21 protein-coding genes are annotated in these 22744 nt (G+C 60.1%); 11 read left to right on the top strand and 10 right to left on the bottom strand.

From position 1 onward, the window contains the following. Positions 1-17: 17 nt before the first annotated feature. Genes JOE33_RS01435 through JOE33_RS01410 form a run of 6 tightly spaced genes read left to right on the top strand, consistent with a single transcriptional unit; the run spans position 18 to position 5987 of the window. Complete coding sequence (locus JOE33_RS01435; protein ID WP_187625579.1) at positions 18-1154, top strand: hypothetical protein; 1137 nt, start codon at positions 18-20, stop codon at positions 1152-1154. Continuing rightward, positions 1151-2197: a hypothetical protein gene (locus tag JOE33_RS01430; protein WP_054993621.1), complete on the top strand. Its 1047-nt coding sequence runs from the start codon at positions 1151-1153 to the stop codon at positions 2195-2197. Before JOE33_RS01435 ends, JOE33_RS01430 begins: the two co-directional genes overlap by 4 nt. A gap of 12 nt (positions 2198-2209) precedes the next feature. After that, positions 2210-2797, top strand: coding sequence for a dephospho-CoA kinase (locus JOE33_RS01425; protein ID WP_187625578.1), 588 nt, complete (start codon positions 2210-2212; stop codon positions 2795-2797). Further along, on the top strand, positions 2794-4380 hold the full coding sequence (locus JOE33_RS01420) for an alkaline phosphatase family protein (protein ID WP_209924024.1): 1587 nt from the start codon (positions 2794-2796) through the stop codon (positions 4378-4380). The genes JOE33_RS01425 and JOE33_RS01420 overlap by 4 nt, the downstream gene beginning before the upstream one ends. A 40-nt stretch (positions 4381-4420) precedes the next feature. After that, the gene (locus JOE33_RS01415; RefSeq protein WP_187625576.1) at positions 4421-5218 is read left to right on the top strand and encodes an HAD-IIA family hydrolase; all 798 of its coding nucleotides are present in this window, start codon (positions 4421-4423) and stop codon (positions 5216-5218) included. Between the two features lie 28 nt (positions 5219-5246). Further along, the gene (locus JOE33_RS01410; RefSeq protein WP_010435277.1) at positions 5247-5987 is read left to right on the top strand and encodes a GntR family transcriptional regulator; all 741 of its coding nucleotides are present in this window, start codon (positions 5247-5249) and stop codon (positions 5985-5987) included. Positions 5988-6109: 122 nt separating this feature from the next. Here JOE33_RS01410 and JOE33_RS01405 read toward each other — a convergent pair whose 3' ends face one another. After that, complete coding sequence (locus tag JOE33_RS01405; protein WP_187625575.1) at positions 6110-7558, bottom strand: fatty acid desaturase; 1449 nt, start codon at positions 7556-7558, stop codon at positions 6110-6112. Between the two features lie 232 nt (positions 7559-7790). On the opposite strand from JOE33_RS01405, the gene JOE33_RS01400 reads away from it, so the two are divergent. Both JOE33_RS01400 and JOE33_RS01395 read left to right on the top strand, forming a co-directional pair. Continuing rightward, complete coding sequence (locus tag JOE33_RS01400) at positions 7791-8456, top strand: hypothetical protein (protein WP_163009548.1); 666 nt, start codon at positions 7791-7793, stop codon at positions 8454-8456. Next, positions 8450-9565 (top strand): hypothetical protein, encoded by a 1116-nt coding sequence (locus tag JOE33_RS01395; protein ID WP_187625574.1) that lies wholly within the window; start codon positions 8450-8452, stop codon positions 9563-9565. Before JOE33_RS01400 ends, JOE33_RS01395 begins: the two co-directional genes overlap by 7 nt. Here the strand turns inward: JOE33_RS01395 and JOE33_RS01390 are convergent. Then, positions 9553-10458 carry a hypothetical protein gene (locus JOE33_RS01390; RefSeq protein ID WP_122694023.1) on the bottom strand — a complete coding sequence of 302 codons (906 nt, stop codon included), beginning with the start codon at positions 10456-10458 and terminating at the stop codon, positions 9553-9555. The two genes, JOE33_RS01395 and JOE33_RS01390, sit on opposite strands and share 13 nt — an antisense overlap. A 24-nt stretch (positions 10459-10482) precedes the next feature. Continuing rightward, positions 10483-11349 carry a metal-dependent hydrolase gene (locus JOE33_RS01385; protein WP_187625573.1) on the bottom strand — a complete coding sequence of 289 codons (867 nt, stop codon included), beginning with the start codon at positions 11347-11349 and terminating at the stop codon, positions 10483-10485. A 137-nt stretch (positions 11350-11486) separates the two neighbouring features. On the opposite strand from JOE33_RS01385, the gene JOE33_RS01380 reads away from it, so the two are divergent. From JOE33_RS01380 to JOE33_RS01370, 3 genes are read left to right on the top strand one after another with little or no spacing between them, the layout of a single operon-like run. Beyond that, a complete protein-coding gene (locus JOE33_RS01380) occupies positions 11487-12404 on the top strand; it encodes a fatty acid desaturase (protein ID WP_096131105.1) in 918 nt (305 codons plus the stop codon). Next, on the top strand, positions 12404-14020 hold the full coding sequence (locus JOE33_RS01375; RefSeq protein ID WP_187625572.1) for a GH3 auxin-responsive promoter family protein: 1617 nt from the start codon (positions 12404-12406) through the stop codon (positions 14018-14020). Before JOE33_RS01380 ends, JOE33_RS01375 begins: the two co-directional genes overlap by 1 nt. After that, on the top strand, positions 14005-15090 hold the full coding sequence (locus JOE33_RS01370; RefSeq protein ID WP_187625571.1) for an aromatic ring-hydroxylating dioxygenase subunit alpha: 1086 nt from the start codon (positions 14005-14007) through the stop codon (positions 15088-15090). Before JOE33_RS01375 ends, JOE33_RS01370 begins: the two co-directional genes overlap by 16 nt. A gap of 12 nt (positions 15091-15102) precedes the next feature. Here the strand turns inward: JOE33_RS01370 and dhaL are convergent, their stop codons facing one another. The 7 genes from dhaL to JOE33_RS01335 form a co-directional block, all read right to left on the bottom strand. Further along, complete coding sequence (gene dhaL, locus JOE33_RS01365; RefSeq protein WP_010435304.1) at positions 15103-15765, bottom strand: dihydroxyacetone kinase subunit DhaL; 663 nt, start codon at positions 15763-15765, stop codon at positions 15103-15105. Positions 15766-15768: 3 nt separating this feature from the next. Beyond that, positions 15769-16770 carry a dihydroxyacetone kinase subunit DhaK gene (locus JOE33_RS01360; protein WP_096243510.1) on the bottom strand — a complete coding sequence of 334 codons (1002 nt, stop codon included), beginning with the start codon at positions 16768-16770 and terminating at the stop codon, positions 15769-15771. A 40-nt stretch (positions 16771-16810) separates the two neighbouring features. Further along, a complete protein-coding gene (locus tag JOE33_RS01355) occupies positions 16811-17926 on the bottom strand; it encodes an alcohol dehydrogenase catalytic domain-containing protein (RefSeq protein ID WP_122589361.1) in 1116 nt (371 codons plus the stop codon). A 28-nt stretch (positions 17927-17954) separates the two neighbouring features. After that, positions 17955-18710: an SDR family oxidoreductase gene (locus tag JOE33_RS01350; protein ID WP_054993608.1), complete on the bottom strand. Its 756-nt coding sequence runs from the start codon at positions 18708-18710 to the stop codon at positions 17955-17957. Positions 18711-19013: 303 nt separating this feature from the next. Next, positions 19014-20024, bottom strand: coding sequence for a substrate-binding domain-containing protein (locus tag JOE33_RS01345; protein ID WP_010435151.1), 1011 nt, complete (start codon positions 20022-20024; stop codon positions 19014-19016). A 43-nt stretch (positions 20025-20067) separates the two neighbouring features. Then, a complete protein-coding gene (locus JOE33_RS01340) occupies positions 20068-21045 on the bottom strand; it encodes an ABC transporter permease (RefSeq protein ID WP_096126382.1) in 978 nt (325 codons plus the stop codon). Further along, on the bottom strand, positions 21042-22562 hold the full coding sequence (locus tag JOE33_RS01335) for a sugar ABC transporter ATP-binding protein (RefSeq protein WP_187625570.1): 1521 nt from the start codon (positions 22560-22562) through the stop codon (positions 21042-21044). The genes JOE33_RS01340 and JOE33_RS01335 overlap by 4 nt, the downstream gene beginning before the upstream one ends. Positions 22563-22744: the final 182 nt, after the last annotated feature.

Raw genomic sequence — 22744 nt, 5'->3', positions numbered from 1 at the left:
TTGCCGGGGAGATGACCATGCCGCAATCCACGATCACGCAGACGGCTATTGTCTTTGGTAGCTGGAAAATCCGCCATCAGGAGCCGTTCGGCAGTGATGACCACACGTTGTATGCCATTGCTGCGGACACGGCGTTGCTGGGTGAGCTGACTGCCGTCGCTGACCTGCGAGGCCGCCACCGGGTGCTGGCCCGCTGGGACGCAGACGGGGCGATGCTCCTTGAGGATTCGCACGGCGCGCTGGGCGATGAAAGCTGTCACAACCTGTCCGGTGCCGCCATTCCGTTGGCGATCATCCGCTTGCAGTCTGACCAGGTGCATATCAGCCACTTGCTCAATCGCATCGATGTACATCGTTCGCTTTTCGTACAGCCGCCGCTTGAAATCGAGCAGCCTGCCGTCCCGCAAAACCTGTTGATCGCACTGCGTAATGCGTTCGAGCGCAACCATCTGGCGATCAACAATTGGGAATGTCGCTACGCCACCAGCGAACAGACCTACGTAGAGTCCTTCGAACTGGCGCCTGACTGCCATGCCCGAATGCTCGGCGAGGCCTGGTTCGACGCCAGTTTCAGCCCGGCAATGGCGCCGTTCACCAGTCAGTGCGGTGACGAATTTCAGGTCTGGGACCATCAGGTAACCGCCGCCAGGGCGGAAGACGGTGGTTATGTATGGGTCGAGCACTGCAGCCGCAAACGCAAACTGGCGGTCAATGAACCCATCGTGCAGCTGTTTCGCAGCGCGCCGGGCAAGCTGTCCGGCACCGTAAGGCACCTGTCGCTGGGCTCCCCGACGCTGGAGGCCATGGCCATGAACATTGACAGCACGCTGCAGGCGCTTGGTGAATATCGACGTTATGCGTTCAGCGCCCCTTGCGAATCCGTGGACAGCGGCAACCTCTTCGCGATCACCTTCGAGACCTGCATGCCGCTTGATTCGCAGGCGGGGAGTACGACGCGCGGTGAAGTGCGTTTTCTCAAATGCCGCGGGGCGATAGACCCTCAGTCGATCAAATCCGATCTGCGCAGGCTGATGGAGCACCTGCAGGCATTTCTGAGCGAACGCCGCCAGGAGTGCTGGCCCCTGACGGACCGATTTGCCTTTCTGCATTCGCCATCGCCTTTCATCACCACCCCGGAGAGCTTGCACTCATGAGCCGCTATCTTTGCAATGGACGCTATCGATTTGAACTGGACGATCAGACCTCGGGCTCGGCACTGGCCCAGCGGCTGCGGGTGTTCCTCGCGCCTTACTTTACCGAAGTGAACGATGACAGTCAGACCACCGTGGACCTGAGGCTGCGGCTACACGACAGTGCGGCGTTCAACGCGGAGTGGATGGGGCTCTGCGTGACGCCCGACATCATCCGCGAAACCTACGCCCCCGGCTTTACCCTGCGGGTGTTGCGTGGCCATGACCCGGAGACTGGGCTCGACTACGCCTGGGATGCCGATACGCGGGTCGGTTACCGGATTGACCGGGCGCGTCACACGGTTGATTTTCATGGCGACGAAAATGCCTTCATCCACTTGATCGAGCTGGTGCGTTATTACGGGCTGCTGGTCGAACAAGCCAAAGGCAGTGTGATCATGCATGCCTCGGCGGTGGTCGGGCCGGACGGCGGGATCGTTGCTATCGGCGGAGCGAAGGGGGCGGGCAAGACCACCACCATGCTCGACCTGGTGCTGTCCGATGAGTACCTGTACTTTTCCGGGGACAAGCTGCTTCTGGACAGCGTCGACGGCCGGATTCGCGCCCGCGGCTGGCCGGATTATCCGCATGTCGGTGTAGGCACATTACGTACACATCCAGAACTGGCAAAGCGCCTCGATCTGGCCGCGGTGGCCGATGACTTGTCGATTGCGCATACCGAAAAACGCCTGTGCAAGCCCGAAGCCATGCGCGCCGCACTCAAGGCCAGCCCGGAAGGCTGTGGCTGGCTGGAGACCGTCATCCTGCCCAACGTGGCAGCGCGGGGCAAATTGCGGGTCGAGGCACTGGGCCGCGATGCGATTCTGGAACAGATCCACTCACCCACACTCTTCGAGTGGCCGCATCGTTTCGTTACCTCAACCTGGCACGGCTTGCTGGATGCCGGTTCGCTTACCGACAGCGTACCGCCGCAGATCGTCCGCGGGCTGCTCGGTGTGCAGTGGCAAAGCCGTGTGGGTGTGACGCGCGAGCTGATCAGCGCCTGATAAGGAGATCCTATGAACCACGCTCCCCAATTGCGTCTGGCGCTGGTGGCCCCCAGCGGTTCCGGGAAGAGTACAACCGCCGAGTTGCTGCGTGAGTATTTCGAAGTGGCCGGGCTGTCGGTCGAGGTCATCAAGCTCGCCCAGCCCCTGTATGAGTTACAAGGCATGTTCTATGAGCAGGCCGGGGTGCAAGTACCGAGCGGCCGTCAGAATCAGCGTTTGCTGGAGTGCATCGCACGCGAGCTGAGGGATCTGGACAGCCAGTCGCTGGTCACAAACTTCGCCCGACGATTGACCCTGTCCTGCGCGCAGGTGGTCATCAATGATGACTTGCGCGACGACACCGTCGACTGGCCGTACCTTCAGGCGCAACGCTTTCAAGTGATCAAGGTGCTTGCCGATTCTTCCGTGAGACAAACACGCCTGGGGCAGCGAGGCGACATCAGTGTGGTGGAAAACAGCGCGCTGGATCTGCAGATGCGCCGGATCGAAGCGGATTATGTACTGCCCAACAGCGGTTCGCTCGAGCAGCTGAAGCAGCGTGTTGCCGTGGTGGCCCGGTGGGCGATGGACGATTCTCAACGCCGGATCGCTTCATGAAGGGCGCTGATCCGTTGGTATGGCTGTTGATCGACGGGTTGTCGTGGGAGCTGGTCAAGCGTTATCGGGCACGACAGCCTGGACGGCCTTCGGCAGGATGGCCATGTTACCCCTTGCTGCCACTGTCGCCCAATTGCCAGACCCCGCCCTCGCTGTTGTCGATCTTCAGCGGCGCACCGGTCAGCGAGCACGGCTTGACGGGCTATCTCGTGCCTGCGCCGACGCCGCAGGACTGCCTGGCGGTGGCGGATGCCTTTCAGGTCTGGCCGCGCCACATCGATATGGTCTGGGATGAATGGGCGCGCCAGGGCATCACTTTTCGCCTGTGTGCCGTGCCCTTTGTCCAGCCCGACAGGCTGGGTGACGCATTGCTTGGGCAAAGCTGCGTCTATCAGGGTTTTTCGCTGCGTCCCGAGGTCATCGAAAACGATGGCTGCCTGTGTATCGAGGCTCTGGATGTAGTTGCCAGGGTCAGCGTGCAACAGGGCGGTGCAGTGCTCGACTGGCCAGAGGATCAGGGCCGTGCTCCGTACCCATTGCCGCTGGGCAGCACGGTGCATGTGCCGTTGTCGGAGCAGGTCCCGGGCAATGTGTGCAAGGCGATTGCACTGCGCGCAGTGCACATCGAAAAACGCGTCTGTGTGATCAGCTTCGGTTACCGCGAGGTCCAGGCGCTTGATCTGCAGGGCGACGCCGGCAAGGCTTACGTGGCCAATGATCTGACGGTGCTGTATCGCACCGGGCAGTTGGGCAAGCGGCTGGATGAGGGCGGGCAGGGCGCGGCGGAATGGCTGCTGCTGGAACTGATGCGGGAGATGCATGAAAGCTTTTGCGACGACATTGTCGGCGCCGTCAGGGCCGGTGATGCACAGCGCGTCATCGGTTATTACCCGGTAGTGGATCTGCTGTCACATCATTTGCTCAAGTACCTCGCGCCAGAATGGGCCAGCGAATTGATGCAGGAGGTTGGGCAACGCCTGTTCGACGAGATATCGGAGTGGGTCGATGAGCTGATCCTGCGCTGCGTCGATGCGGCGGGAGGAGAGGTACGCTGCGTCGCCCACTCTGATCACGGCATGGCACCTGTCCATCACGATCTTTATCCCAACAGTTTTTTCGAGCAGCAGGGCTGGCTGGTCTATGACGCGTCAGGCATAGCGGATATGCAAAAAAGCGCGGCGCTCTTTCATCCGGCCGACAACGGTCTGGTGCTGTTCAACACGGCGCGACTTGCGCTGTCCGGACACGACCCTGGCTCAGTCACCGACGCCTGGCGCAAAAGCCTCGCACAGCCGTTTCGCGATGAATGGACGATGTTCGAATGCTCCGAAGGGCAGGTCTTTTCCGAAGGCTGGACAGGCGGCTGCTACTGGCAGGCCCCACGCGGCACCCGACTGCTGGCCGCCCGTTCAGAACAAGCGGTTCGCCTCAGCCGAAAAGGTGGCGACCACACGGTATGTGCCACTGACCCGTGGTTGCGTGGCGTGTTGCTGGACGCCAGCAGCACGCCATTGCCACGTCCTGCCGACGCTGAAGTGACATTGCCCGCGATTCGCCATTGGCTGACAGCCACCACATCCTGACACCTGAGTCGATAATTTTTCAGCCACAGGGAGCTTATCCATGCGCTTTGACAGCCTGCTTTTCGATATTGACGGCACACTCATGCTCAAGGGGCAGCCTCTGCCTGGCGCCGCCGATGCATTGAGTTTCGCGCGTACCCAAGGGTTAAAGCTGCAATTGCTGACCAATACCACGGCGAAGATGCCGGAGGCGTTGGCAGAGGAGCTTTGCCACGTTGGAATCGAGGTCGTCCCCGAGGAAATTCAGACCGCCACCACAGCGTGTCTGGGCTATCTGCAGCAACATCCGCACCTCAAGTGCCATTTGCTGGTCCCCGATTCGATACGGCCAGCGTTCAGCGGCATCGTTACAGACGATACGACCCCGGACGTAGTCGTCATCAGCGATATCGGCGACGCCTTCGATTACGCCACGCTGAATCGCTGCTTCCGTATGTTGCGAGGCGGTGCTCGTCTCATCGCATTGCAAAAAAACCTGTTCTGGTTTGATCGTGACGGTGAGCGTCTCGATTGCGGCGCCTTCATCGTCGGGCTTGAGGCCGCAGCGCAGGTGCAGGCCCTGGTCATGGGCAAGCCGTCGCCGATGTTCTTCGAGGCTGCCTTGCGCAAACTCGATACCTGCGCGAGCCGCACTCTGGTAGTGGGCGATGACGTTCTGACTGACTGCGCAGGAGCGAAAGCCGTTGGTGCCAGCAGCCTGCTGGTGCGTACCGGAAAATATGATCCGAGGCTGTTCGAGGCCCATCGGCAAAACGTGGATGGGGTGATTGAAGGGATTGCAGACTTTCCACGCTGGTGGATGTCCGGCAGTGCCGCAGATCACCTGCGCCAAGGTTAAGTAACTGGATTACAAGGACGAATCACCCATGCAGACAGCATGTGCCAAAAAGTCGAAAGAACGCCCGGAAAACATAGCCGAGCGGATTTACGCCCGGATCAAAGAAGACATTTCCGAATTTCGTCTGTTACCCGGCGAGCGATTTACTGAAGGTGAAGTGGCTGAACGCGTTCAGGCCAGTCGTACACCGGTCAGGCAGGCATTGTTCCGGCTGGAGCAGGAAGGGTATGTGGAGGTTTATTACCGAAGCGGCTGGCAGGTGCGGCCCTTCGACCCTCGTCACTTCGAGGAGCTGTATGACGTTAGGGTGGTGCTCGAGCTGGCGGCGCTCGCCAGGCTGGGCTTGATGGATCTGAGCGTCGAGCCGCTGATCGATGAGCTCATACGCACCTGGCTGGTGCCGAAAAACGAGCGATTGAGGGACACCGATATCCTCGCCGGGCTGGGCGAACGGTTCCATTGCGCGTTGGTCGAGGCCGTGGGTAACCGGGAAATGGCCAGGCTGCATTACGAGGTCACCGAGAAGACCCGAACCATCCGGCGTCTCGAATTCAGCGCCTCCAGAGTCGATGCAACGTACGAAGAGCACGGCAGCATTCTGAAGGCCCTCCTGCAACGTCGGCCGCGACAGGCTCAGCAATTGCTGGAAGCCCATGTCGAACTCAACAAGGAGGAGGCGCGCAGAGCCACCCAGCATGTCTTGCGGCGCGCGCGCCATTACGCCGAGAAGAACGGCGAGCCCGCCAGGTTGCGTGCGCAGGCGCAGTGAACGGTTGTTGCGGAGCTGCGCGGTGTCTGCTCGGGTAGTAGAGGTGGAAGCCGGCAAGGGTCGGTGACCACCGCGCGGCCAATAATGGCGAATGACTATTCTGGGACCGCATCGCACAGGTATCAGTATTTCTGCTTGAGCCTCGACCAAAGCAGCGAGGCGAGCGAGCGGGATGCCATGAGTCGCTCCTCGGTTCGAACTGCAGCGGGCAGGGCATGCCACGGTATGCTGGCGGTTCTGTGATGCTGTAAATGCAGGTTGATGTTGTAGGGCCAGATGAAAAACCGCCCCAGCCAGCCGACGCGCCAGGCGTATGTCCATTCTTGCCAGCCAGGTGTAACGCCGGGGCCGCCGCTGTGCTCGGCCATGCTGCGAATTTTCTGCAGCAGGGTGCCGACCGTAACCAGAGGCAGGAACCACAGCATCGCCACCAAACCGAGCGTTTGCGCCGAGCATTGCCAGATGAGTGCGGCGACAATCAGCAGCCAGACCAACGCTGCCGCAATCAGTGGGCGAGTGATCGCTGGCGGTTTCCCCCCTGCGCCCTTGTAGGCGGCAATGTTGCGCAGCGTATTGATCAGCAGCAAGTCTCCCAGCAGTTGCCTGGCCAGCAGCTTCGCGGTTAACGGTCGGAACTGCCAGGGCTGGCGGTAATAGAGGAAGCGTCGTTCCGGGTCCTGTTCGGTACCCGCGTGCTGGTGATGGTCCAGGTGCAGAGGGCGGTAGAATTCGATCGGCACCAGGCCTGGAACACCGATAGCCAGATTGATCAGGAAGTCATTGGTACTGCGCTGTCGAGTCAGGTGGTAATGGGTTGCATCGTGATACAGCACGAACAACGCGTGCTGCTTGGCTGCCACGATGAGCACGGCCAGCAGATAAAAGCGCCAGTCTGCGAGGTAAATCGCGACACGAATCGTGACCAGTATGCACAGCCATTCGAGTAGCAGAGCCGATAGGGTGCGCATGTCCACCGCACAGCGCCTGAGTACCAAAGTCGTCAGGCCGCAGGCGAGGCCGATGAACACGCCAGAGGCCATGTCGGTGAAGACATGCTGCCCGGTGGTCATCACCGTCAGCATGAGCACTGCGCTCCAGAGGGCAAATACCCAGGCCGATCTCAGCCGCAAACCGCCCATGACGACACTGATTGCAACGGGTAACGCCACATGCCCGCTGGGTGATGCCGCCAGTGGCGCATCGAGCCGGTACAGCCAGTCGAGCCACGCGGAACCGCTTTCAGGACGCAGGATCATGGTCGGCCAGAACAGGTGGCTGACCAGGCACAGCCCGGCGGCCAAGGCGCCGGCGAAAAATACCGGCAGCAGCCAAGAGGACTGACGCCCCATGTAAACGAGCACCGGCATCACCAGCGTATAGCTGAGATACAGCGGCAGCGTGAACGGCAGCAAGGGCATATGAGCGTCGACGATACCTGGCTCGACGAGCCTTGCTGGGCCCATTGGAACGTGTGTCACCAGAAAGTACAGCAGGCCGGTGACCAGCAGGTAGGCCAACAGCCACGTGACGGGACGATCAGTACTGGACGTGGCGCATTGATTAGGATGCATGGGTGCGAAGCCTGGTTCATTCGTTACGTGCACAAGCGAACACCCGGGCGGGCCAGACTGTGCGCAGCGATGATTGCAGAAGAATCGGGACATTGTGCCGAGAGACTGATTGCCCTCGGCGGCCCGGCAATTCAGAATCCGGTCATTGTGTTTCCATACATCGAAGGCCTCCATGAGTTTGTGCGCGACCGCCGTTGGGCGCCCCGATTTACGATCAGTCGATATCGATCGGATGTTCGAGATTTATTCTGCCTGCTATCAGGATACCTGTCGGGCTCGATTCGAGCAGGACCTTGACGACAAGACGCATTGTGTTGTTCTGCGCGACACCCATGACACGATCATGGGCTTCACAACGCTGAAACTGTTTGAAATGAACTGGGATAATCAGCCCTGCAAATTCATTTTTTCCGGTGACACTATCATCACCCCTGAACACTGGGGCAGCCAGCAACTCGCCTTCGCCTGGTCACGACTGGTGGGCGACCTGTGGCGTCAGGCTCCCGATGTTCCCTTTTACTGGTTTCTGATCTGCAAGGGGCATCGAACCTATCGCTATCTGCGGGCAATGGTACTGGATTACGCACCGCGTGCGGGTCATTCGACAGCGCCTCGTGTCCAGGCCTTGATGGATCACCTGGCACATACGCGTTTTGGCGATGCCTACGACCCGGCCACCGGCGTGCTGTCATTCAAGACGCCGCAGGGGCGCCTCAGCGCGGAGCTTGCACTGATCTCGGAAAATCACGCAAAGCTGCCGGAAGTCGAGTACTTCCTGCAAAAGAACCCTGGTTACGCCGAGGGCGACGAACTGGTCTGCCTGTGTCGTCTTACCCCCGAAAACCTGCGACCGCTGGCTCGACGGCTGTTTATGACCGAGCAGTATTCGACGTGCTGATTCGTCAGGCCGGTGCGGCGGACAATTCGCAACTTCTCGACTTTCAACGGCGGCACACGATGCGCGGGAGCATGCCGCTGCGTTTTGATCGTAGCCCGGACTACTTCGCCCTGCATCGCTGTCATGCCAGCGATCAGCGAACCTGGATCGCCGAAGGCCCGGAAGGTGAACTACGCGGCTCGGCCAGTCTGGTGGTACGTGATGGCTACCTCCACGGTCGTATCGAGCCGGTCGCGTATCTGGGCGATCTGCGACTGACGCCCGATCGCAGGCTGTCCCGGTCATGGATGGCCGAGGTGCAGGCACGTCTGGCAGATCTTTCCCGTGAAACAGGCGCACAGCATGCCTATTGCTGCATCATCCGCAATAACGCTCTGGCGACCCAGTCGCTGCTGGGGCGACGACGAGCAAACCCGCTGAAATTCGCACACTGGCGTGGCTACAGTAATGTCTCGGTTTACGGTCAGCGAGGCTTGAGTAGCGTTCCCCGCACGAGCGCCAAGGTGAGAATTGTACGGGCATCCCCCCGATATCTGGATGCGTTGAGGGCGTTTCTCGACAGCGAATCGTCGCGGCAATCGTTCGGCTGCGTGTTCAGCGAGGCGGAATTTGAGCGCAGACTCAGCCAGTGGCCGAATTTCGGCATTGACTCTTTTCTGCTGGCTGTCGATGACCGCGACAACCTGCTCGGCTGCGTAGCGCCCTGGGACGCCGGGAAGATAAAACGCATCGTCGTCGAACAAATGCCCTTTACGCAGCAGTTAGTGCGCCTTGGCTACAATGCGTTCGCACCTTTGGCAGGCCGACCGGGGATCGCCGCGCCTGGCCAGGCAATACGGGATATCTACCTGACCCACCTGCAGGTTCGCCATCGTGACCCAGAGGTGTTTTGTGCACTGCTGGATGTTGCCTGGAAGCAGGTACGCAAGGACTACTCGCTGATGCAATTATGCCTGTACGACCAAGACCCGCTGTGGAAGGCAATGCATCGTTATCACGCCTTTTCCTTACCAATGGATCTTTACACCGCACCCTGCGGCAGCCACGCAGTCGAGTTTACAGAGGCTTGTGCGGCGAGTATTCCAGGCTTCGAAATCTATCTGGTGTAGCGTTCTGGCGCACGTGTCTGGTGCAGCACGTCGAGCAGTGTCCGCCAGAATCTCGCCGGGTCAAAGCCGGCGCCGCCCAGTATCGGCTGACCATGATCCAGATCCGGCAGGCAGATCTGCGGGACGCCTGGCAATGCCAGGTGTTCCATGTAGAACTGACCGTCATGTGCATGTCCGGGACGCAAGGCATTCAGGCGCTGATGGTGAGTATCGAAGTGTGAGCGCCGCGCAGCGGACCAACTGACGACATGTAGACAGTGCAGGGTGTCGGGCAGGGCGGAGAGCATTTTAGCAACCTGTGGGTCGCGGCGGCTGCTGATGTCTCGGGTGCCCGCGGCCAGCGGTGCGCTGTTGATCATCGCCTGGCGGAACCTGTCCATTCGATAACCTTGGCCAGCATTAGCGGCGCCGTGGCTCAGCAACTCATCGATGATCGGCGATGGTCCGGCGGGCGGCTGTACCAGAGCGATGCCGTCACAGGCGTCGAGCAGGTGCTTGTTATGTGACAGCGCCGCCAGCGTATCCAGGCCACCCTTGCTATGGGCCAGCACCACAAAACGCTGCCCTGGCTTGAGTCGGCTGTCGAGCATAGTCGCAATGTGCCTGCCTTGCGCAATCACACCGCGCGAGGAGCGCACCGGCATGCGCAGGACATCGTGGCCCGCGGAGGTCAGGGACCGGGCACAGGCGCGATTGCAGTAGAGGATGAATTCCGAGTAAAGGCCTGCAACCAGCACGACCAGCATGTCCTTTGGCAGGGCGGGCAAGGGCGTTTGCCAGCGCTGCAGGAACAGATCGGTCCAGTCCAGCTCTGCAGAGTGACGTACGAAAGCGGTAGCCGGGAAATGTCTTTGCCACTGCTCGAAGCCATCAGGTGTCCAGATGGTCTTCATGCGATTCGGCCCCGAAAGCTGCCTTCAGCGCTGTTCATCAAGTGCCTGACGAGCGTTGTCTAGCAGCTCGCGTGTGTCGATTCGGTCGGGATGGAAGCCAGGCACGAACCAGAATAGCCCGGCAGGCACGATGCGCGAAAGCAGGCCGGGATTGACGAACAGCCACCACTGCAGGCGCAGCCATTCTCGCCAGTTGCGGTGTTGCCGGTCCCCGCGCACGAGGTGATAGGTGAAGTAAGTAAGGTCGAAAGTGAAGTACACCGAAAGGCTCGTCATCGCCACCCAGCGAAGCAGGTAACGCCTTAGCGGGTTACGTTCTACCTTGCACAGCACATCATAGGCCACAGCCTTGTGTTCGATCTCCTCCATTGCGTGCCAGCGCCACAGGCGAGCCATCGTCGGGTCGGCGCCCGCCATGAATGCCGGGTTTCGCAAAATCTGCTCGGACAGTATTGCGGTGATGTGTTCAAGGCTGGCCGTCAGTGCCAGACGAAAGCTGGCCGGTAATCGCTCGCTTTCCTTTCTACGCCGCAACAACATGCGTTCCAGTTTTTCGACCGGCGCGCCTTGTGCGCCCAGAAGCAGGTTATAGGCGCGGTGCTCGCGGATGTGCGACGCTTCCTGATAGACGAAATCGTCGACGGCCTTCTCCAGAGCGCTGCCTTTGTCGATCTTGTGGCGAAAGTGCACCACACTCTCGATGAAGATTTTTTCTCCCTGGGGAAACATGAACGACAGGCAGTCGAAAAAACGCGTGGTGTGCGTCCGGCCGTCATGCCAGTAGCGCGGGATACTGTCATCGAAGGTAAAGCGTATTGAACGATGCGGGATTGCCTGCGGGGAGAGCATGGTCGCCGAGCGGCTGGACAGGATGCGTTTGAAGAACGACATGGTGCTCGGCTTACCGTGATATCAAGGTGCATAGTGTGCCAGACTCCGGCAGTCTTGAAACTGCCGAATAACCATACTGGCGCTCGGGCAGGTATACTTCCGGGCTTTCGAATGTGGTCATTCAGGCGCAGTTATATATGGATATTTACCCGGCACGCCGTTTCGACAATGCCAACCTGGCTGTGCTGGCGCTCCAGACGCTGCTTTGGAGCGCTACGCTTACCTGGCTGTCCGACACCGGCGCAGGTCCATGGAAATGGCTGATCCTGATTCCGTTCTGTCTGGTCATGCAGGGTGTCTTCTCGATGATGCACGAGGCATTTCACAGCCTTGCGCACAGCGACAAAACAGTCAATTACCTGATGATGTGGTGGGCCTCGACCCTGTTCGGGGCGTCCGCGACGCTGATCCACATCAATCACCTCGGGCACCACTCGCGAAACCGTACACGTGCCGAGCTTGCCGATTTCGCGATGCCGGGTGAGTCCCTGCTGCGTAAACGGCTGGAATACTACTTTGCGGTACTCGGCGGTATCTGGCTGGCGGCGTTCGTCGGCAGCCTGCTGCTGCCTTTGCTGCCGCCACGTATAGCGGATCGATGGTCGCGGAGCGGTGAGGTCAACACTTACGCAGCGGCATTCAAGGATTTCTCGATCAGCGACTTTCGGCGCATCCGCAAGGAAGTCATCACAGGCCTTGCCGTCTGGCTGATTTGTGCCTACCTGTTTGGCTGGTCCTGGGAAGTGGTACTGATCGCTTATATTGCATTCGGTTTTTCCTGGTCATCGCTGCAATGGGTCTATCACATGCGCACCCCGATAGATGTCGTTGAAGGTGCCTACAACATGCGCGCGCCGCGCGTAGTCCGCTGGGCATTCCTCAATTTCAATTACAACCTGACTCACCACCGCCATTCACAGATGCATTGGCAGCATATGCATGTGGCATCCAACCCGAAGGAAACCCGACCGCTATGGTTCGGCTGGCTGCAGGTGTTCATGCCTCCGCAGCGACTGCCCGATGACCTGACCCAGCTCGACAAAACCTACTTTTGATGCAGGCGGGTGATGATGTGAAAAGGGCCTTGTGGCGTTCGTTCATGGACAGTGCTCACGCCACGCTTGATCACTGGCAGAGTCTGTTCGAGCAACCCGAGCAATCTCAGCAGCGTTTACTGCTGCGTATGCTGTCGGCCAACCGTGACTGCGCCTTCGGACAAGCCCATGATTTTGCCGGAATCCGCGATGCCGCAGAGTTTCGCCAGCGGATACCGATACATACCTATGCCCAGCTGCAACCCTGGATCGAGCGTGCGCAGCATGAACAAGGGCCGATACTGACCGCCATTCCGCCGTTGTTCTTCGAGCGCAGCAGTGGCAATAGTGCACTGCAGAAACACATCCCCTATACGCAGCAATTCCTTGGCCAATTGCAGGGTTCCCTGACGGTATGGCTGGCGGACATGTACCGACAGGTCCCGGAAATCAGCCATGGCAGCGGGTATTGGTCCATGTCGCCTCCCTTGCAGCAGCCGGCAATGACGGCCAATGGCATACCGATCGGCAGTGTCAGCGATCTGCAATATCTGCAAGGCAGTGCAATCGCCGGGCTGGCCGGCACATTGCTGATTCCTGAACTGGCCAGCGACGTAGCGCACTGGCGCAGGCGAACGCTGCTCGCCCTGATTGCAGATGCCGGGTTGAGCTTTATCAGCGTGTGGAGCCCGACGTTTCTGACCAGCCTGCTACAGCCACTGCTCGACACTGAATCGCCTGAAAGTCGGCAGATAGTTGCCTGGCTCGAAGAAAGGTTGCCGGCAACTCGCCAGAAATCCTTGCGTCACGCCCGTACTCACGGAGTATTCACCGAGTTGTGGCCTCGTCTGGCGGCGGTAAGTTGCTGGATGGACGGGCCGAGTCGCGTATACGCCCAGCAACTGGCTGCGCGTTTCCCTCAGGCGCGCTGGTTACCCAAAGGATTGTTCGCGACCGAAGGCGTGGTCAGCCTCCCGTTTGGCGAAGGGCCTGGCTGCCCGTTGGCGATAGGCAGTCATTATCTGGAGTTCATTGGTGAAGACCAGCTGCCAAAAGAAGCTCACTCCCTTCGCATGGGTGAAACCGCGCAAGTGCTGCTGACCACCGGTGCAGGTCTTTACCGGTATGCACTGGGTGATCAGGTGCGCGTAGTCGGTAAGGTCGCCGGGACGCCGCGAGTGGAGTTTGTCGGGCGCTGCGCCGGCGCCTGTGACCTTGTGGGCGAGAAGCTCGATGAGCAACTGGTCGAGCGAGCTCTTGCGCAATGCATAGGCGCAGCCGACAGCGCATGCCTCATACCCGACGCCAACAGCACACTGCCGCATTATGTGCTGCTGTTGTGTACATCAACAACGACACTGGCAAGCATTTGCCGCAATGCGTTGGCCAACGATATTGAAATGGCCCTGCAGCGCTCCTTTCACTATGCACATGCGCGCACGCTGGGTCAGTTGGGCCCGGTGCGTATGCGTTTTGTCTGTGGAGGGGCGCAAAAACTCGCAGAATTGCTGCAGCGCGCTGCAGAATCGACCGGCATTCGTGCGGGCGACGTCAAGCCACGTGCATTGATCAGCCGTCTGGACACGGCTGAAGCGCTCCTTGCAATCACGGAAGAATCTGAATGCCCGCAACCTTGATCAGTGAAACCGATAGCCATGACGACGGCACGCTTGAGCAGTGGTATGTGGCATGCACGCAGAAGCAGTTGCGCAAAGGCAAGCCATACCGAGCCAGGATACTCAGCCTGAATATCGTTCTGTTTCGTCAGCGCAACGGGCAGCCGGCTGCGCTGCTGGACCAGTGTGTGCACCGTGGCACGAGACTGTCAGCTGGCAAAATCACCGATGATTGTCTGGTATGCCCATATCATGGCTGGCGCTATGACGCGAACGGTCAGGTGGTGCAAATTCCCAGCGTAGACGCCAGGCAGGGCGCAGCGAAGTCGCCTGAGTATCGTTACAGACAGCGCCATTTCGCCGTCTGCGAACAGGATGGCCTGGTCTGGGTTTACACCGGCATGCGCGATGCTCGCGAAACACCTATTTTCCGGCTGCCTGCCTATGGCGAGCGCCCGTGGCAATCCTATTTCATGATCAACACGTTCGACGCCGATGTCGGTAGCCTGGTGCAGAACTTTTTGGATGTGCCGCACACGGTATTCGTTCACGAGGGTATTTTTCGCTCAAGCAGCGGTCGAGTCATGGAAGCGACGCTCTCCTGCAAGGCGCAGAGCATCGAGGTTGTCTATCACGACGAAGTCGACGAGATCGGGATGATGCAATGGTTGACCAACCCGGACGCCGAGCCGCTCGTGCATACGGATCGTTTTCTGGCGCCTAATGTGACTTTTTGCGACTACCTCTGGGGGGCACGCTCAGGCTTCCTGATAGTGAGTCAGATCACGCCTGTCGATGATCGCCAGTCGCGCGTCTACACCTACATTGCCTATCGTTTTCCGATGCCGGCCTGGGTGCTGAGGATATTGCGTCCTTTCATCCATCTGTACACGCACATCGTGATTCAGCAGGACGTCAAAATCATTCGGGCGCATCGCGAAGGGCTCGACAACGCGGCTGGTTTCAAACCGTGCAATGTGCCTGCCGATGCGATCCATGTGGGCGTCGAGCAACTGCTTGCTGCGGTCCGGCGCGGCGAGGCGCTGCCGGAAGCACAGCGCCGCGAACGGCGGATTCGATTCGAGCTTTGATGACGCAGTGCTTTAACTGTCTTTCAGCCTCGGCTGCACTGAATCCGCCAGTTGCGTCAGTATCAGGCAGCACGACACCGCGCCTGCATCCAGTACGCCGAGCGAACGTTCGCCCAGGCGACTCGCCCGGCCTATCTTCGCCACCAGATCACGAGTTGAATCGCGCCCTCGTGATGCTGCGCTTTTCATCGCATCGAGGGCTGCGCTGAATGATTCACCCCGGGCGTGGGCCTGCTCGAAGGCTTCGACGGCCGGAATCAGCGTATCCATCAGGCACTTGTCGCCGACTCCGGCTTCGGTGATGTCCTGCAGCGAGGTGAGACCGCCGCGCAGCAGGCTGGCGAAGGCAGCGGCGTCGATCTGCTCGCAGCTGCGCACCTGATCGGCCATGCCGATAAACAGGCTGCCATACAGTGGGCCCATGGAACCGCCGATGCCTTCCATCAGGCTGAGGGTCAGCTCATCCAGCGCCTCGGCGAGGCTCAGTTGGCGGCCTTCGATGGTACGACCGCAGTGGGCGAAGCCCTTGGCCATGTTGATGCCATGGTCGCCGTCACCGATCGCGCCATCCACTTCGCTGAGGTATTCGCGGTTGGCGACGATCACGCTCACCAGGTCGGCAACGATAGGCGTGCCCTGTTGCGCAGGGAGATGCGTAGAAAGATGTGCGCTCATGGTTCACTCCGCCTGGGTCATGCCGATGGAACGGCAAGGGTGGTCGATCAGGGTTTTCAGTTCGGCGTCCAGGCCCAGCAGCGTCAGGGTGACCCCCATCATTTCCAGCGACGTGAAGTAATTGCCCACGTAGCAGCGATGGATTCTCATGCCCCGGGCCTTGAGCAGGCGCTCCACTTCGGCGTAGAACACGTAGAGCTCCATCACCGGCGTCGCACCGAGGCCTGAAACCAGCACGACTACGCTGTCGTCGAGGCTGAAATCCCGGTCGGCCAGAATCGGCGCCAGCATGCGTTCTGCCATGGCCGCCGCAGACTCGATGTCGATGACTTCGATACCCGGTTCGCCATGGTGGCCGATGCCCAGCTCCATTTTGCCGTCGGGTATCTGAAAGTTGGGCTTGCCGACCGCCGCGATGGTGCAGGGCGTCAGGCCGATGCCGATGGATCGACAGTGATCCACGGCCTTCTGCGCGACGCGGATCACGCCGTCGAGATCGTAACCCTGTGCCGCCGCAGCGCCGCCGACCTTCCACATGAAAATTTCCCCGGCCACTCCGCGCCGCTTGGCGATATCGGCTTTCGGTGCCGAGGCCACATCGTCGTTGGCCACCACGGTGCGCACTTGCAGGTCTTTGCTGGCGGCCATTTTCATCGCCAGCTTCACGTTCATGTTGTCGCCCGCGTAGTTGCCGTATAGGCAGGCGATGCCTGCACCGTGATCGGCCGCGCGGAAAGCGTCGAAAAAGCTCTTGGCCGTGGGCGAGGAAAAAATCTCGCCGACCGCTACAGCATCCACCAGTCCAGGCCCGACATAGCCGAGAAAGGCCGGTTCGTGACCCGAGCCGCCGCCAGTGACGATCCCGACGCGCCCTTGATCAGAGGGTCGGGTTTTACTGATGACCCGCGGGTTACCTTCACTTTGCGCCAGTTCAGGATGCGCTACCAGAATGCCGCGCAGCATGTCCTCGACCACCTGGTCCGGATCGTTTATCACTCGGTTCATAACGCGATTTCCTGTGTTCTTTTTATAAGGATCGGGCGGATCAGGGTTCCAGAACCACCTTCAATGATTTATCGCCTCGCTCCATGACGGCAAACGCCTCCTTGAACTCCGCCAGGGGGAATTTGTGCGTGACGACGTCGCGCATGTCGATCTTGCGGTTGCCGATAAAATCGATGGCGCGCGGGTACATGTAGGGGCCGAGGTGAGAGCCGAGCACGTCCAGCTCCTTACGGTCACCGATGATCGACCAGTCCACCGTGGCCTCATCGTTGAATACGCTGAACTCCACAAAGCGTCCGAGTTTGCGCAGCATCGCCAGGCCCTGATTGACAGCCTTGTGGTGTCCGGTGGCTTCTATATAGATGTCGCAACCGTAGCCGTCGGTTATTTCGCGGATTTTCGTCAGCACGTCCACCTCGGCCGGGTTCCACACCTCGTCGGCACCCATGCGCAGGGCGAGGGCGGCGCGCTCGGGCTTCATGTCGAGAACGATGAGTTTTTTCGGGTTACGCATGCGCACCGCGCCAATGATCCCGAGGCCCAGTGTGCCGGCACCGGCGACGACCACAATGTCGTCGAAATCGACATCGGCCCGTTCGGCTGCGTGCAGCGAGCAGGCCAGTGGTTCGATGAGAATGGCTTCGTCCGGGGCAATCGAATCGGGCACCTTGTGAATGATGCCTTCCTTGGTAAAAATCATGTACTGGGCCATGGCCCCCTGCACGTTGTTCTGGAAGCCGTAAAGGTCGTGCTTCTGGCACATCCAGTACTGTCCGTGGTTGCAGAAGCGGCAGCCCCAGCACGGCACGATCTGCTCGGAGATCACCCGGTCGCCGATCTTCACGCCACGCTTTTCGGCACCAGGGCCGAGCGCCACCACGCGACAGACGAATTCATGGCCTGGAATCATCGGTGGTTTGACGTAGCGCGGCTGCTCGGCATCGCCCCAGAACGAGGGGGCACCGCGATAGGTCTTGATGTCGCCCATGCAGATGCCACACAGCTCGACCTTGGTGAGGATTTCGTCGGGGCCGGGGGTCGGCACATCCACGGTTTCCAGCCGGTAGTCTTCCGGACCGTGGCAGACCACGGCCTGCATGGTTTTCGGTATAACCGGTGAAAGTTGTTCGGCAGTGCGTTCGGTGACGGTGGACATGACGATGAACCTCACGACAGAAAATGAGTTACTGGATGCTGTAGCCGCCGTCGATCACTACGTTTTCGCCGGTGATCATGCTGGCGGCGTCGCTGAGCAGGTACAGGGCCAGCCCGGCTATTTCTTCCGGCTGGGCGAAGCGACCTGCCGGGATCTGCGTTTTGGCCCGTTCTCCGACTTCGCCCGCCCAGGCTTTTTTGCCCAGCGCGGTCTCGACGATGGTGGGCGAGATGGCGTTGACGTTGATATGCGGTGCCCACTCCATGGCCAGCACTTTGGTCATGCCGACCACTGCGGCCTTGCTCGCGCAGTAGGCGACGTGCCTGTCCAGGCCAATGACCGCGGCCTGCGAGGCCAGGTTGACGATACGTCCGCTGCCTTGACCGAGCATGTGTCGCGCGCAGGCCTGGGCGACGAAGAAACTGGCCTTGAGGTTGATCTCCAGCGTCGTGTCCCAGGCCTCTTCGCTGACGTCGACAGCCTTGTCCAGCACGGCGACCCCGGCACTGTTGACCAGATAGTCGATGCGCTTGAAATGCTCGAAGACGGTATCAATGGCACTGTTGACCTGATCGACCCGGCGCAGGTCGACCGCAATACCGAGGTGCCCGCTGCCCAGGCCGGCGGCGACCTCGGCCACTGCCTGGTCACGGTCCAGCAGTGCGACCCGCGCGCCGCGCGCGACCAGCAGGCTGGCACAGGCAAAGCCAATCCCCGCTGCGCCGCCGGTGATGACCGCACAACGGCCATTGAGATCGAACGCCTTGTTCCAGAATTCAGACATGAATATGACTCCTGTAGCTGTAGCGCTGGTTGATTGATGATTCGTCACGCAGCGCTTCCAGAGCGGCGCTACCACGCTGGAGCGCGCTGCCTCGTACACAATTCTGTCGTTGATTCTGGCCGAAGGCCGTGGGAGCGAACTTGTTCGCGAAAGGGCCTGTACGATCGCCGAAAATGCGTCGTCTGAAATACCGTCTTCGCGAACAAGCGAAGCGTCGCCCGGTTCGCTCCCACGCCCTGCGGGCAGAATCGCGAGTGTCAGAACTTATGTGTAACCATGAGCGCGGTAGCGATAATCCCCCGGTTACTTGCCGCCGCTGACCTGTTTGTACAGCGCATCGGCGTTGGCATCGGTGACCGGCACCCAGGGCAGGATGTAGTTCTTGTCCGTGCCGTCGCCCCATTTGACGTCCTTGGCGTAGCGCTCCCAGATCACCGACTGCGGCTTGTAATCCTTACCGGCCAGGGCGCGAAGGGCTACATCCAGGGCTCCCTGGGATTGGGCCTGGGCGTCCTGCAGGAAGGTGGTGATTTCGTTTTTCTTCGCCGCCTGGATGGCGTCAGGCATGCCGTCGATGGAGGTGATCGGCACATCGGCAGGCTTCAGGTTGCGCGACTTCACCGCTTGCAGGGCACCGAGCGCCATGTCGTCGTTCTGCGAAATGATCCCCGAGATGCCGCCGTTCTGATGCGCATTGAGCCAGTCTTCGGTCAGGGTCTGGGCTTCGGCCCTTGACCAGTTGGCGGTCTTCTTCTCGATGATCTTGATGTCCGGGTGCTTGCTCAGGACTTCCAGTTCGCCTTTTTCCCGATCGATTTGCGCCGACTGGCCAATCGGCCCCTGGATGATCACCACATTGCCTTTGCCCTTGAGCTTGTCGACCATGGCCTGCGCCTGCAGGCGACCGCCCTCGACATCGTCGTTGCCGACGTAAGGCACCTTGTTGCCGGCAACCCGGGTGTTCGATGCGATCACCGGAATGTCGTTTTCCATCGCCCTGGCCACAGTGCCGACGCCGGCCTTGGTGTCGATGGGCACGAAAATGATCGCATCGTAGTGCTGGGTAATCATGGTCTCTATCTGATTGTTCTGGGTCAGCGCATCGTAGTTACCGTCGAACACGGTGATTTTCACGGTGCCGTCCTTGACCGCCGGATGCTCCTTGAGCTCACGCACCCAGTTCTGCATGAACTGACCCTTGAGGCCATACACCGCCGCGCCTATCTTGTAGGTCTTGCCATCGGCGGCCATGGAGATACTGCTGGCGAGCAGGGAGAACGCCGCGACAGCGGCCAGGGATGTACCGAATTTCATGATGAGAACCTCGTTATTGTTGTAGTCAGTCGTTCATGCCGGTTTAGCGTTTTTTCTTGCGCCACACATCAATCAACACTGCGAACACGATGATCAGGCCCTTGGCGACCTGCTGGTAATAAGAGGACACGCCGAGCAGGTTCAGGCCGTTGTTGATCACCCCGATCAGCAGCGCGCCAAACAGCGTGCCGACGATGCTGCCGGTGCCTCCCGACAGGCTGGTGCCGCCGATAACCACTGCTGCGATGGCATCCAGTTCGTAGGACATGCCGGCCTGGGGCAGGGCGGAGGTGGTTCTGGCGGACAGCACGACGCCTGCCAGTCCGGCGAGCAGCCCGGAAACCACGTACACCGAAAACATCACCTTGCGTACGCCGATACCGGAGGTGCGTGCGCTCTTTTCATTGCCGCCGACGGCGTACACGTAACGGCCGTAGGTGGTGTAGCGCAGGACCATCCAGAAAATCAGCGCGACCACCGCGAAGATAATGATCGGCACACCAATCGGGCCGACCCGGCCGATGCCCAGCGCCAGGTATTCTTCGGGCAGGTCGGTCACCGGGCTGCCGTCGTTGAGGATGAAGGTCATGCCGCGGGCGATACTGAGCATGCCCAGCGTGGCGACAAACGGCGGAATCGACAGATTGGCAACCATGAAGCCATTGACCACGCCAAGCATGGCGCCGGCAAACATGCCCGCGCTGACCGCCGCCAGCAGGCCATAGCCTTGCGTCGCGACCAGTGCGCTGCACAACCCGGCGAACGCCAGAATCGAGCCGACAGAAAGGTCGATGCCCTTGGTCAGGATCACGTAGGTCATGCCGACCGCGAGAATGCCGTTGATCGAGGTCTGGCGCAGGATGTCCATCCAGTTGCGCCAGGTCATGAAATATTCGCTGGCAAAAGCCAGTACCAGGCACAACAGAATGAACACCAGCGGCAGGCCGAAACGGTCGAGAGACAGGCGCAAGCGGCTGCGTGGAGACGCGGAGGCTGGGGCAATAATGGTTTTGACATTCATGAGGCAAGACTCAACAGGACTTCCTGGGAAAGATCGGCATCGCTGCTGATGGTCACCAGCTTGCCACCTTTGAACACGGCGATTCGGTCACTGAGGCGCAGCAGCTCCGGCGCCTCCGAAGAGACCACGATGGCGGCCCCGCCAGCGCGTACGAACTGATCCAGCAGGTGATAGATTTCCTGCTTGGCACCCTCGTCGATGCCCCGGGTCGGCTCGTCGCAGAGCAGGCACACCGGTTCGGTGGAGAGGCATTTGGCGAGGACGACCTTCTGTTGGTTGCCGCCGCTCATCGACGCGACGGGCAGATCCAGCGACGTCGTCTTGATCTGCAGGCGCTTGACCATGTCTTCGGCCAGCTTGTGCTCCTTGCGGGCGTCGATCAGCGACCAGTTCGACAACTGCCGGTAAGCCGACAGCGCGATGTTGGACAGAATGCTGCCACTGAGTACCAGGCCGCTGTCCTTACGGTCTTCGGTGACCAGTGAAACGCCCGCGCGGATGGTGGCCTTGGGCAGACCGACCGGCAGCGGTTTGCCTTGCAGGGTGATGCTGCCGGCGTCCGGGATGGTCAGGCCGTACAGACAGTTGAGGAACTCGCTGCGACCCGAGCCCATCAACCCGTAAATGCCAAGAATTTCACCATGACGCACGTGCAGGCTGATGTCTTCGAATTCGCCGTTACGGCTCAGGCCCTCGACATTCAGGCAGCATTCGACCGCGCATTCGCGGCCGACCTTGTGATCGATACGCTGCAACTCCTGGCCGACCTTGTGATCGATACGCTGCAACTCCTGGCCGACAATGCCGCGCACCAGGTGTGCCCGGTCTATATCAGCCATGCGTCCGCTTTCGACAAAGGCGCCGTCGCGAAAAATGCTGTAATCGTCGGCAATCTGCGCCAGCTCGCTGAGGCGGTGGGAGACGTAGATGATGCCAGCACCCCGGGCGGCAAGCCGGCGGATGGCCTTGAACAGGGTTTGCGCCTCACGCTCGCCGATGGCCGAGGTGGGCTCATCCATGATCATCACCGAACAGTCATGGCTGAAAGCCTTGGCAATTTCCACCAGTTGTATCTGCGCCACACTCAGCAAATGCATGGGGCTGGTGGCGTCAACATCGAATTCCAGCTCGTCCAGCAGTGCGCGTGTGCGTCGATTCAGTTCCTTGCTGTCGACAATGCACCCGGCCCGGCGTGGCTCGCGGCCCAGCCAGATGTTCTCGGCGACGGTCATGAAGGGGATGGGTTCCAGCTCTTGGGTGATCATCGCAATCCCGGCCGCCAGGGCATCGCCGGGACGGCTGAACTGCACTGGCTCACCATTGAGCAGGATGGTCCCGGCATCGCGTTGGGTGATGCCCATCAGAATGCTCAGGAAAGTGGACTTGCCCGCACCATTGCCGCCACACAGGGCGTGCACGCTCCCGGCTCGCAATGAGAGACGCCCGTCACGCAGGGCGGGGATGCCAGCGTAAGCCTTGGTGACGTGTTCAGCCTGGAGCAGTAATGGCGTGGCCATTGGCGTGTCCTCGTGCTGTGAATTCTTATTAGGTGCTGATGCGTTGCTCAGTGAGCATATGTGTATCAAATGAAATTCTGATCAGTCAATCTGTTTCATATAAAAGTTTTGGAGTGTCGCCTTAGAGGCAGTCCTGCGGCGGTCTTGAGCTTTTTTTCAGTATTCGCTGGAAAACTTGCTTG

This window comes from Pseudomonas sp. PvP027 (assembly GCF_017833005.1).
GTDB lineage: Bacteria > Pseudomonadota > Gammaproteobacteria > Pseudomonadales > Pseudomonadaceae > Aquipseudomonas > Aquipseudomonas congelans.
Note: the sequence above shows the minus strand (reverse complement) of the source record. Positions and strands in the feature narration are given on the sequence as shown.